The sequence below is a fragment of the Ureaplasma sp. ES3154-GEN genome (genome assembly GCF_025780075.1).
Taxonomy (GTDB): Bacteria; Bacillota_I; Bacilli_A; order Mycoplasmatales; family Mycoplasmoidaceae; genus Ureaplasma.
Window position 1 is genome coordinate 102466 of record NZ_JAOXHM010000004.1, and the last position, 12920, is coordinate 115385.

At 29.7% G+C, this 12920-nt stretch carries 11 protein-coding genes and 1 tRNA gene; 5 read left to right on the top strand and 7 right to left on the bottom strand.

What is annotated here, in order from left to right; translation table 4 throughout:
* Window positions 1-7: 7 nt before the first annotated feature.
* Together OF377_RS02240 and OF377_RS02245 are read right to left on the bottom strand one after the other, a co-directional pair.
* Complete coding sequence (locus OF377_RS02240) at window positions 8-961, bottom strand: 6-phosphofructokinase (RefSeq protein WP_263836262.1); 954 nt, start codon at window positions 959-961, stop codon at window positions 8-10.
* Window positions 962-964: 3 nt separating this feature from the next.
* On the bottom strand, window positions 965-1573 hold the full coding sequence (locus tag OF377_RS02245) for a class I SAM-dependent methyltransferase (RefSeq protein WP_263836263.1): 609 nt from the start codon (window positions 1571-1573) through the stop codon (window positions 965-967).
* A 117-nt stretch (window positions 1574-1690) separates the two neighbouring features.
* Here OF377_RS02245 and OF377_RS02250 point away from each other — a divergent pair.
* Window positions 1691-1772: transfer RNA gene (locus OF377_RS02250), tRNA-Leu, on the top strand.
* A gap of 27 nt (window positions 1773-1799) precedes the next feature.
* Here the strand turns inward: OF377_RS02250 and dnaG are convergent.
* Genes dnaG through ybeY form a run of 5 tightly spaced genes read right to left on the bottom strand, consistent with a single transcriptional unit; the run spans window position 1800 to window position 7133 of the window.
* Window positions 1800-3683 (bottom strand): DNA primase, encoded by a 1884-nt coding sequence (gene dnaG, locus OF377_RS02255; protein WP_263836264.1) that lies wholly within the window; start codon window positions 3681-3683, stop codon window positions 1800-1802.
* Window positions 3628-5040, bottom strand: coding sequence for a glycine--tRNA ligase (locus OF377_RS02260; protein WP_263836265.1), 1413 nt, complete (start codon window positions 5038-5040; stop codon window positions 3628-3630). Before OF377_RS02260 ends, dnaG begins: the two co-directional genes overlap by 56 nt.
* A gap of 31 nt (window positions 5041-5071) precedes the next feature.
* Entirely contained in the window at window positions 5072-5788 is a 717-nt protein-coding gene (gene recO, locus OF377_RS02265) for a DNA repair protein RecO (RefSeq protein ID WP_263836266.1), read from the bottom strand.
* Window positions 5788-6696 carry a GTPase Era gene (era, locus tag OF377_RS02270; protein WP_263836267.1) on the bottom strand — a complete coding sequence of 303 codons (909 nt, stop codon included), beginning with the start codon at window positions 6694-6696 and terminating at the stop codon, window positions 5788-5790. Before era ends, recO begins: the two co-directional genes overlap by 1 nt.
* Window positions 6696-7133 carry an rRNA maturation RNase YbeY gene (ybeY, locus tag OF377_RS02275; protein WP_263836268.1) on the bottom strand — a complete coding sequence of 146 codons (438 nt, stop codon included), beginning with the start codon at window positions 7131-7133 and terminating at the stop codon, window positions 6696-6698. The genes era and ybeY overlap by 1 nt, the downstream gene beginning before the upstream one ends.
* Window positions 7134-7281: 148 nt before the next feature.
* Here ybeY and OF377_RS02280 point away from each other — a divergent pair, with 148 nt between their 5' ends.
* The 4 genes from OF377_RS02280 to argS all read left to right on the top strand — a co-directional run bounded on the left by OF377_RS02280 (window position 7282) and on the right by argS (window position 12918).
* Window positions 7282-10251 (top strand): hypothetical protein, encoded by a 2970-nt coding sequence (locus tag OF377_RS02280; protein ID WP_263836269.1) that lies wholly within the window; start codon window positions 7282-7284, stop codon window positions 10249-10251.
* 12 nt (window positions 10252-10263) lie between these two features.
* A complete protein-coding gene (locus OF377_RS02285; protein WP_263836270.1) occupies window positions 10264-10785 on the top strand; it encodes an adenine phosphoribosyltransferase in 522 nt (173 codons plus the stop codon).
* 256 nt (window positions 10786-11041) lie between these two features.
* Window positions 11042-11212 carry a 30S ribosomal protein S21 gene (gene rpsU / locus OF377_RS02290; RefSeq protein ID WP_263836271.1) on the top strand — a complete coding sequence of 57 codons (171 nt, stop codon included), beginning with the start codon at window positions 11042-11044 and terminating at the stop codon, window positions 11210-11212.
* Between the two features lie 59 nt (window positions 11213-11271).
* A complete protein-coding gene (gene argS, locus OF377_RS02295; RefSeq protein ID WP_263836272.1) occupies window positions 11272-12918 on the top strand; it encodes an arginine--tRNA ligase in 1647 nt (548 codons plus the stop codon).
* Window positions 12919-12920: the final 2 nt, after the last annotated feature.

Sequence of the window (12920 nt, forward strand, 5' to 3'; positions counted from 1 at the left end):
ATCAATTTTATTTGTTTTCGAACAAGTAAAATTGCATTTGATTTGGATTATCTTGGTCAATTCCTAAGAAATATAAATTTGTAAGATCAGTTTTTCTTGTTATAAAATCAAATAAGGTTGATGATGCTTGCAGCGCAATTGTGTAATCGAGTTGATTAACGTTACAACCACGTTGCAAATAAGAGAAAATTTGGGGTTTTCTGATTGTCTTAGTAATAAAAATATTAGCTAAAATTTTGTTAATATCATTGTACTCATTGGAAGTATAAATTAATTCTTTAACAACAATTAGAGGATCGAATTCTTCATTATTATCAATTTTATATGCAATAATATCTGCAATTTGCTGACCAGTTAGTTTTTCATTTTGTTTACTAATAACTAATAATGGGTTTAAATTTTTTATTGATTCTTTGACTAAATAATCGTGATCACGACCCATAATTTCAACAAAACATATTGCTTGGTGGGCTTTATTTGTATAAATAAGATTTTTTAATAATTGATTATTAAATGTTGCGGCCGATGAGGCTCCAAGAGTATAGTATTTTGGGTGAAAATCATTATCAATAGAAAAAGGAATGCCATAAGCATTAATCTTTGCTGCATTAGCGATGACATTTGTTGCTGCTAAACTTCCGTTTCCTCCGAGAACAATAAGGTGTTTAATTTCGTTTTGTTGTAAATTATTAACAATTTTTCTTAGTGTATATTCATCATCTTGCAATCAAATTTTTAGACGAGATGAGCCTAAAAAGGTGCTAGGTTGATGCAAGTATTGATCATAATCAACATTTTTATCAACAGATTGAATATCATTGTTAATTAATCCGATTAATCCATTAAAACTCAAATAAACGTCATACTTTTTTGAGAATTTTTTAATACTTGTTGCTAAAAAAACATTCATACCTGGTGCATCGCCGCCAGATGTAACTAATAAAATGCGTTCTTTGATCATAAATTAAATTTTAACACTTTCAATAATAATTCATTGTTGTTGCGGTTCGACTATCATTTTAATTTGGTTAAACCCCGCTTGGTTTAATTCCTTAATTAAATCAAATTCACTAACCAGATCAAAAGTTAATATGTTTTGTCATTCGATTTGTTTCTTAATACTTGAAAAAATAATATTAAAACGACCTTGATTTTTTAATAAACGAAAAATATTGCTAAATGCTTTTTGCCGGTCTCTTCAAAAATAAATTGTTGAAAAAGCAGTTGCTAATGAGTATTTAGCGTTGGGTGCGTTAAAATCCTCAATAGAAGCTTGAAAAAGCTCAACACGCTTTTGTGCGATTTCATCTATATTTATCTCTGTACTTACATTAATTGACATCGCTGAAATATCTATGCCTGTTACAAATGATGTTAAACCTGCCAGTCGTTTAATATTAATTCCTCCACCACACCCGATTTCCAAACAGACATCGTTATTTTTAACTTCTAAATTCTTAAAAGCTCAGTCGCCAACTGGTTTGTGATGTTCATTCATATCAATTACTAAATTGTAACCTTCTTGATCGTTTGTTGGATTTGCAAAACTATTGTTTGTTTTTGCGTGGCTCATATTTTAACCTTTCATTTTTTATTATTTTTTTTAGATTTTATAAATATCAGATATATTAGAATTGTAAATAAAAATATTTGACAAAACTAACACCTTTAATTATAATATATTAGTGCTGCTCAATTGGCGAAATGGCAGACGCAGTTGACTCAAAATCAACCGAGAAATCATATGGGTTCGAGTCCCTTATTGAGCACCATTTTAAAATATAAAAACCTTTCTAATCTTAACGATCAGGAAGGTTTTTTTTGTGTTTTAAAAAGGGAATAGTATCTCTAATAGCTCAATTTGCGAATTCTGTAATTGCAATATGTTTTTCATTGGGATTTTCTTTATTAATTCAGGGTCAGTGGTTTTTGGGATCAAGAATAAAATTTTTAATTTTACTATACAAATCATTAGTAGGATGATCATGTTCTTCAGGATCTCATTTATTGATAAATCATCCTAATTTATAGTCCTGATTATCACGATTAGGCTTATCGTTGACGTCGATATAAAGAGTGTCAAAATAATCTAATAATGCAGAGTATTCTGGAAGAAGTTGAAAGCGTTTAGTAGGGTTTAAAGCCACACAAACTTGTTGGTAGCAATCTTGTGACTGAATCATTGCTGCAAACATTGAATACAAATTATTTGTATTAGCAACCTGTTTTTGGTTTCTAAATTGATAATTTAATTTGTATAAAGTTTTTGATTGTTCTTGAACAACTTGTTTTTGGTATTGCAAATTTTGTTTTCGTAAAATTTTTCGAATTTCATAAATGGCTATATCATTTGTAAAACGATCGTTAATTTGCATATAAATAGGAACATAATTACTAATGTATATTTCTTGACCTGTTTGCGCAATTACTTGCTGAATTTTTTGGTGATAATTGTTTTTTGCAATTAAATCATTTTCGTTTATATATAATTTCACGAAATATTGCAGTAAAAAAACGGAATAATGTACATATTTTTGCAATTGATCTTTTAGTTTTTCTTCATTCTGATTAACTAAAAATTCATTAAAATCCTTGTAAGGATTGTTTTGGTGATCAATGACAAATAAATCAAATTGCTGAGCAATTGGAGATTGCAAATATTTTAATGTAACTTCCATTCCTGCTTGGTCATTATCAAATGCCAGGATTAGTTTTTTGATATTTAGTTGTTTCAAAAGTTTAGTATGTTCGTTAGTTAATGCAACGCCCATTGTTCCAACGATGTTATGTATTCCTGCTTGATATGCACTAATAACATCAAAGAATCCTTCGCAAATATATAAACTTTCTGACTCTTGTAGGTTTTTATTGACTAAATTAAGGTTATACAAAGTGTTTTTCTTTAAAAAAATAGCCGATTCCTTGGAATTCATATATTTACTAGTTTTTTGTTCTTCCATTGCGCGGCCACTGAAACCGATAATTTGGTTGTGCAAATTTGCAATAGGAAATATAATTCGGTTAAAAAAATAGTCTTGATGTTTCCCTTGTTCATTGACTTTAATCAAACTGTAGTCAACAAGGTTTTTTCAAGTAAAAAACTCATTTTCAGCGCTAATGCTATCCATGACTTTTTCTAAAACTGAAGTTAGGAAATTATCCTTTGGAGCATATCCAATTTGGAACAACTCAATCATTTCATCACTAATTTTACGTTTTTTTAAATACTGCTTAATGCTTTTATTTTTTAGATCATTTAACCACATATGAAAATAAAAAGCAATTTTTTGGTTCATAAAACCAACATCATCAGCGAGTTTTTGCTGTGGTGATTGATTTTTAATTACTTTTAACAACGATGGATCTAAATGATGATCACTAATGATCTTCGCTGCTGCTTGTTGATAAGAAATATTTTCTTTTAATGCAACAAATTTAATAGCATCGCCAGCGGTATTGCAAGCAAAACATTTGAAAACTTTTTTTACATCATTGATCGATAACGATGGTTTAGTATCATTATGAAAAGGACAAACACAAATAAAACTGTTAGATTTTTTACTAAGTGTTAAATATTGTCCAATAACATCGGATACTTTAACTTGATCTTTGATGCTATCGTACAAATTAGTCACGGTTAAAATTATTATGTCCTTCTTTTGATAAGTATGCTTGTAATTCATCCAATGAGATACGTTTTTGTTGCATTGAATTTCGTTCACGTAATGTAAATGAAACAACATTATTGTTTTCATCAACACCATCGAAATCAATAGTTAAACAATAAACTGTTCCAATTGCATCTTGGCGTCGGTATCGTTTTCCAATAGAACCAGCTGTATCAAATGTTACTGAAAGATCTTGCTTTAATAAGTTTTGATAAATTTTTTGTGCAGGTTCCTTTAATTTGTTTGATAGCGGTAAAACTGCAATTTTGTAAGGTGCTAGATCATATGGTAAATCAAAAACAATTCGTTCATCACCTTCAATTAATTGTTCAGTTAGCAAATTATTGGTTGCTATTGCATAAAATAAGCGTTCAACCCCAACTGATGGCTCAATAACATGGGGAATAAATTTCTCCTTTGTATTTATATCCAAATAAGTTAGATCTTTTTTAGATAAATTCATGTGTTGGTTTAAGTCAAAATCACCACGGTAGGCAAGCCCATATAATTCTTGGAATCCAAATAAAAATTCATATTCAAAATCAATTGTTTTCTTCGCATAGTGAGCTAGTTCTTTTTGATTATGTTCATGTTTACGTAAGTGATGAGGGCTTAATCGGCATTCCTGGATTAGTCAGTTGTAAATTTTCTCTTCATAATCAGCAAAGGTAATATATGCTTGGTTGGGATGCAAGAAGTATTCAATTTCCATTTGCTCAAATTCACGAGTTCGGAAAATAAAATTTCCTGGGGTAATTTCATTACGGAAAGATTTTCCGATTTGAGCAACACCAAATGGTAAATGCAATCGCATTGCACGTTGAACATTCTTGAAATTTACAAAGATTCCCTGAGCAGTTTCTGGCCGTAAATAAACAATATTTTTATTATCATCAATTACACCCATATTTGTTTTGAACATTAAGTTAAAATAACGTACATCTGTTCAGTTATTTGCTTGACAATTAGTACATTTTACATTATATTCCTGCAGGGCTTTTTTGATTTCTTCGTTAGTTGACTTTTCATTGATTAACTCTTTTTGTGCAATTTGGTTAATCATCTTGTCTGCACGATAACGGGTTTGGCATTTTTTGCAATCAATTAATGGATCACTAAAATTATCTAAATGCCCACTCGCTTGTCACACCAGTGGATTGTTAATAATTGCAGAATCAAGACCATAAACATCAGGGGTTTGACGCACAAAGTATTTTCATCATAAATTTTTAATATTATTTTTTAGTAAAACTCCTAGGGGCCCATAATCCCATGCGTTTGCTAACCCATTGTAAATTTCTGAATTCGCAAACACAAATCCTGTTTGTTTAAGATGATTAACAAGATCATCCGCTTTTATAAATCGTTGCATAAATGCCTCCTTATATTAATAAATAGATTTTTTATTTTTTTAAATGGTCAATATAGGGGATATAAACCCCAAGCTTATTAAGTAATAAATGGTTAAGATATTTCATTAAATTAACTGCGTTTTTTTCTAGAATTGCTAAATTTTTATCAAAATCTTCTGCGTAAGCAAAGTAACGAAATAATTTGATTAAATCTTGTTGTAAAACAAATTGTGGTTCTCGTTCAAAACAATTTACACAAATTAATCCTAAGTGATTCTGATCAAAACTCACAATGCGTTTATTGTTGCGACAATGCACACAATCGTCAAAATGAAAAACTAAACCTTCTTGTTGAGCATATTTAACCATCAAATAAATAGTTAAGGCGTAGGGATCATAATCACTAATAATGTAACTTAGGATTTTTTGATAAAAATTATATATGTTTTTACTTGTTGTATCGCTTAAGCTCACTAAATAGTTTAGGGCTAATAAAGCTAAGTTGTTATCATAACGATAATCAATCCTATGGATTGCCACTACTTTTTTTAGTTTTCCCATTTTATTGACTTGTGTTGCATGAAAGAATTCAAACTCTAGGTAATTACCAAAAAATAAACTGCGTGCATTTTTTGAAGTAATACGCTTAGTTCCTGGCGCATACATATGAAAGATGTTCCCGTGTTCATTTAAAAAAGTAAGAATTTCATCAAAGTAGTTATAATCAGACCTTTTGATTAAATAACCTCGTGTGACAACAAGTGCCATTATTTTTTATTTTTATAACCTAATGCCTTTAAAGTGGTAAAAGAATCGCGTCAGTTTTTTTCGACTTTTACAAACAAGTTTAGAGTGATTTCAGCATCGAAGATAGATTTAATTTTCTTAAGGCTACTTAAACGAATTTGTCGAATCTTACTTCCATCTTTTCCGATAACAATTCGTTTGTGTGATTCTTTTTCAACAATTAGATTAACTGCAAGTTTTCAAATACCAATTGTCTGATCGTAATTTTCTTGTTCGATTTGTACACCAATTCCGTGTGGAACTTCTTTATCTAACAAATTTAAACATTGTTCACGGATAATTTCACTAATCATAAATAAATCATCTTGTTGGTATTGTTGACCAAAGTATTCGTTAATTGGCGAATATGCAATATGTGATTTGATTAAGCTTAATAGTTTATCAATGTTGATTTGGTGCAACGCACTAATTTGAATTTGATCAATAACATTAATCCTTTGTTTAACATTTTGGATACGTTCATCAATTATATGTTGGTTACTTGCAGTTTCGGCTTTATTCACAACTAAAATAATTTTTTTGTTACGTAAATTTAAGAGCAAATTAATGATTTCATCATCTTCATTACTCAATGGTCTTGACATATCATTAATAAAAAGGATGAACTCCGCCTTTTCATAAGCTTGTTTGATTTCCTGGTTTAAAAATTCATCAAGTTTATGACGGGGATCTAAATAACCTGGCGTGTCAGTGAACACGAATTTTGCTTCATCATCTTCATAGACAACGCTAATTGCGTTTCGTGTTGTTTGTGGTTTTGGCGTAACAATACTTGATCATGTTGATGTTAGTCGGTTCATTAACGACGATTTTCCTACATTGGGTTTTCCGATAATTGCGATGTTTGCGTATTTAATTTGTTGTTGCATTAGCGAGTTACTCCTAGCTTGTTTAATATTTCTTCCTGTAACCCAAACATAATTTTTTCGTCTTGGGGATTTAGGTGGTCATAACCTAAAATGTGTAATAAGCCATGCGTAACTAGAAAACACAATTCACGGGTTAATGAGTGTTCATAGGCATTCGCTTGACGAATAGCTTGCGGATAACAAACATAAATTTCCCCTAGAATTGGACTTGTGTGGTTTTGGTCGCTTTCTAAAGAAACCACATCTGTAATTGCGTCTTTTTGGCGATAGTTAAAATTAATTTCTTTAATTTCTTCGTCATCAACAAAAAAGAGTTCAAATATTTTAGACTCTGGTATTTGCAAATGGTTTTGAATGGTTTCGATTAATTTTTCAAACAAACTCTCGTGGGTTGTTAAATCAAAATCTTTTGTTTGGTTATAGATGTTGTAAATCATAGCTCCCCTTTTAATGGTTTTGATGGCATAAGTTATCTATATAATTATAATAAACATTAATCTTAAATACAAAAAAGACACCGATTGCGATATGTTTATAATATAATTATGATTTATAGTGCATACAAAATTAAAAGGATTGATCGTTTTGAAAAACTCACAATTTGTCAACAAACCATTTAAGTGAAATAAAAAAGCATTGCTAATCAGCGGATTAACTACTGTTGTTGCAGGAAGTATTGCGGGAGTTGTCGCTAGTAGTGTGAGTTTAAAAAGCGATTTAAAAAGCACGAACGGACTGGATCAAAAGTATGTTACTCATACTCAATGGTTAATTAGCGACAACGTTGATCATTTGCAAGTTCATAAAAGCAACATCGATCAATTATCAAAATTAGACTTTCATATTCTAAATACTAAAACACAAGTTGATGATGAAATCATCAACTACTTTTATGATTATAGTTTAAATAGCACACATAGTTATTTTGACTATGCGCACTTAAGTGATCAAAATGAGCAAACAACTGCAAAATTAGCTCTGTTGAATGTGTTTAGTTTATCCAACCGTTTGGAGTTGCAAAATATTTCGGATTTATTAGGTGAAACAATTCACAAAACAACTAAATTAAATGATGAAACATTTGATGAAACTGGTGTTTTGGTTTTGAATAAAAACCCTCAAGCATTAGATCTAAAAAACAATAATTTGAGTAATAATTTAGAATTAACTATTAATGTTAAAACCAAAGATAATGCTAATTTTAGCTTAAAGACTTTTGATGCTCAATATAAAAACGTTGTTGGTCAAGAAAATACAACTGAAACTCGTGATCAAGCTGTTTCAAATATTATTCAGGATAAAAAGAAACTAACTAAACCAGAAAACTTATGGTTGTTATGGGCTAATCGTGATGGTTTAATTATGAAGTTAAACTCACTTGCTTTATTAGCGTATGCGCACCAACAAAAAGATGTATTGGATCAAAACACTTGAAATATGGTGGACGCTCAATATAGCGCTTTAGATGCTAATTCAGAAGAAAAACAATATGTTGACTTTATTAGCAGCAGCAAAAAGCCGATTAATGATTTTTTAATTGACAAAAATACTATTAAGTATAATACCAAGGTTCAGGATGACCAATTATTAAATTTAATTCGTGCATTTTATTCATCAAGCTTTTATAAAAAGAACAGCAATAACCAATTTAGTTTTAGTCAACCAACAACCGCTGATGATGTATTAAAAGAGCAAGAAATGTTTTATTCGTGAAACATAAAGGATTTATCATTGATTAGCCCTTATGTGTTAGCAATTGATTATTTGTCATTCTATCATTTCTTTAAAACTGATGAAAATAATGAGTTTAGTACTAAACAAATTATCTTGAGTCAACCACAAAATAATCAAAGTAATAATTCATATTTTGCAAACTTAGTTAATTTCAAAAAATATTTCAATGATGCATATGTTTATAGTAATTTACTATCAGCTGATAACAAAGATTTAATAAAACATCAATATGCACGTGTTTTTGTTGATTTTCTAAATCGTGCAAGCCATTTACAAGCAACATACACAAACAAGTTAATAGTCCAATTGACAAATCAACAGAGTATTCTGATTGGTTTAAGTATAGTTATTCTGCTAATTGGTATTGTTATTAGCGTGCTGTATAAATTTGCAGGCGCATTAAATGCTGTTTTAATGTTTTTATCTTACACCTTGTCACTAATATTTTTAGTGAAATTTAATATTGGTTTTAGTGCCGAAAGTTATGCTGCTTTATTTACTTTAAATTTATTAAACCTGTTTGGTTTTATGCAAATTAACAAACAGTTAAAGCATTATTTACAACAAGGTTATTCATATAAAAATGCTTTTGTTAAAAGCTTAAATGAGCACTGAATTAAATATTTCTATATGTATATGCTCGTTGTATTTGTTGGTTTAGTATTTATGTTCTTTAATGATCACACTAACCAAGCGTGGGGAACTAATATAATGATTATTACATTTGCAAGTGTACTGATTAATTATTTACTTAGTCTTGCAAGTGGGTATTTAGTAGCTTATCTAAATGAAGAACAACCACAATACCATTTATGAAAGAAATCTCTAACACATGCTCAAGAAATTAATCAACAGCATTTTGGAACCTTAGAGCTACCAGTAAACAAATCGGCTGTTAAGTTTGCACAATGACTTCAAAATAAATGATTAGCAATTAGTTTAGCTGTTATTTTTATAATTATTTTTGTTGCTGGAATGCTTGTTTTAGGATTGCAAGTACGTGCAAATGATTGATTTAGTAACACTCGCTTAGTTGCTTATGTAGACCATTTTATACCGATAGAAACAATTAAGAGTTGAGACTATAATTCATTAGTCGACTATACAATTTTGGAGAAAAAAACAGAATTAGTCTTTGACACAACTATTACAAGTTTTAGAAGTGATTGATATACACTAACGCAAAACTTTACATTGAGTTTTAGTCAACAAAACACTGCATTTTGAATTCAAAATGCAGCAATGAGTATTTATAGTTATTTAATTATTTTAGTAATTGCCTTATTCTGGGCTTTAATCTGATTAGGCCTAACATCAGTGCTGGTTATTTTTGTTAGTTTATTTACCTATATGTTTATAGGGGTAGCAGTTGTCTATTTAGCACAAATTCCGATTAATGAATATAGTTTATTAGGATTTAATTTATTCTTTATTTTGATGTTAATTTTTGTTTTCGTTTATTTATCACAAACAAAAACATATGTGAATAAAAAAAATTGATACACAAAACATCAATTAAAAGCGATCTTTATTAGTCGAACAACCCATAATAGTCTTGCTTATACTATAATTTATAGTGTGGTTCTAATATCACTATTAATCTTGATGTTCTTCTTGCCAACTGTTCTAATTATGATGAATCTGATTGTGTTTGTAGCCTTCGCAATTCTTTATTATCCAGTGATGATATTGATGCAAAAATTAAATATTGTCACAGTGTTGATTGCCCAAAAAATTCGCCAAAAAACCCTACATACACATCACCAAACTGGTTATGATAAGTATGATGAACAAGAAATTTGAAACATCAATAAGTTCTAGGAGTTTAAAAGTATGGAAAAAATTGAATATGTAAAATCATTAATTAAAGATGTTCCTGATTTCCCAAAACAAGGAATTATTTTTAAGGACATTACCCCAATCTTTATGCAACCAAAAGCAATGAAAGATGTTGTTGATATGTTTGCTGATTATGCAAAAGATCTAAATGTTGATGTAATTGTGGGTGCTGAATCACGTGGATTCTTATTCGGCTTACCACTAGCTTTAAAAATGGATAAACCGTTTGTTTTAGTAAGAAAACCAAACAAATTACCACGTGAACATTTTTCTGTGGATTATGACCTTGAATACGGTAGTTCAAGCGTGCAAATGCACAAAGATGCAATTCAACCTGGTCAACGTGTGTTAATTGTTGACGATTTACTAGCAACCGGCGGAACTGTTGAAGCGATTGAAAAATTAGTCGGTTTAGCTGGTGGACAAGTTGTTGGCTCATTATATTTAATTGAATTAACATTTTTAGAAGGCTTCAAAAAACTATCTGCCCCCGTTTTCTCATTAATTAAATATTAAGAACTATTTTGTCAAAAAACAGAATCAGTAATGATTCTGTTTTTTCTTAATAAATATTTTATATTTTTGAATATCTCATCAAAAATAAATTTATATTAATTTACAATTAATAAAATAAAACATCTTGTAAATTACCTAAAAAACGGCTTCTTTAGGTTAATATTTTGTTTGATTGGTGTTTTCCTTGCTATAAATGTTATTTTTATCATATAATTATATACATTATTATAATTTTTTATAGAAATGTAGGTGAATTATGTCAAGAGGAGTTAGCGTTGAAGGCGATTTGGAAAAAGCGTTAAAAAAATTTAAACGTATTTCAAATGAAACAAAAAAAGATTCTAAGCGTCATGAATACCATTTAAGACCAGGCCTACGTAAAAAAGAAAAAATTAAAGAGGCAAATAAATACCGTTCTAAATACTAGAATTTCATTCAACTCTTGCCTATGGTATGAGTTGAATTTTTTATTTTATAGGAGTTAAAATGATTATTACAAAAATTAAAAAAATCATTGATCAAATACTATCTGAATCCGGATTAGAAAATCATAATTATGTGATTGATAAAACTAGTAATATTGAACACGGTGATTTTTATACTAATGTTGCAATGACCCTTACAAAAATATGACGTAAGAAACCGGTTGAAATTGCTCAAGACTTAGTTGGCAAAATTGATCAAAATGTATTTAAGGATATCAGAGTTGTTAATCCCGGATTTATTAACTTTGTTCTGCAACCAAAAGACAATCAAGAGTTATTAGAAACAATTAATGCAGAAACAAGAGATTTTCCGGTGTTTGCGCCCCAAGATAAAAAATACCTTGTTGAATATGTTTCTGCAAACCCAACCGGCTTATTGCATATTGGTCATGCTGCAAATGCTGTCTATGGTGATTTAATATGCGCTTTATTAAAGAAAAGTGGTTATGATGTTGCTAGTGAATATTATGTTAACGATGCAGGAAACCAGGTTGATAAACTTGCAAGTAGTATATTAATTCGTTATTTACAAAATTTCAACAAACCATTTGATTTAGTTGAAGATTCGTATCATGGGAATGAAATCAAAGAAGCCGCAAATGCATTACAACGACAAGTTAGCGATCAATTTGTAAATGTGCAAGTTGATACTGATTTTAATATTGTCGATCATAAAGTACGTGAGTACATCAAAGAGTTTGGAGTGCAATATTTTCTAAAAGAAATTAAGAACGATTTGAATTTAATGCACACAGTGATTGATAATTACACATCTGAAAAAGCAATTCGTGCAACAGATTTAATTCCTACCACTCTAAACCAACTAGATGAATATACTTATAAACAAGGTGGTGCATTATGATTAAAAACAACTTTATTTAACGATGATAAAGATCGTGTTTTAATTAAATCTGACCAAGCGATGACTTATTTTTTGCCCGACATTGCATATCATTACTACAAATATTTAACATACAAGCCTGATGTGATGATTAATTTGTTTGGAACAGATCATTTAGGTTATATTACGCGCTTGAAAGCGGGTGTAAAATGTTTTGGATTTAATCCTGATAATTTAATTGTTTTAACTTCACAAATTATGAAGTTAACAAAAAATAATGAGGAGTTTAAGTTATCTAAACGTTCAGGTCAATCCTTAACAATTCGGGATTTAATTAGTGTGATTGGGCCGAATGCACTTCGTTGGTTCTTGGGTTCATCATCAATGAATACCCACGTGGTTATTGATGTTGATGTAGCACTTGCAAAAGATAACAACAACCCGCTCTTTTATGTTCAATACGCTCATGCCCGTTGTTTTTCATTATTAAACAAAAACAAAGATCTAATACCTGCGATAGATGCGAATTTATTAACTAACGAGAAAGAACGTAATCTTTGCAATCAATTGCATTATTTCAGAAAAACAATTAGTATTGCAACCAATACATTTAGTATGCATAAAATCGCAAACTATTTGTATGAGTTAGCTAATTTACTACATAACTATTATGCAAATGTAAAGATTATTGATCGTGACCAAATTCCTTTAACCCAAGCTCGATTAGGGTTGATTAAAAGTGTAAAGCAAGTTTTATTTAATGGTTTGGCACTTTTAAAAATAACAGCTGATGATGAAATGTACTAAAA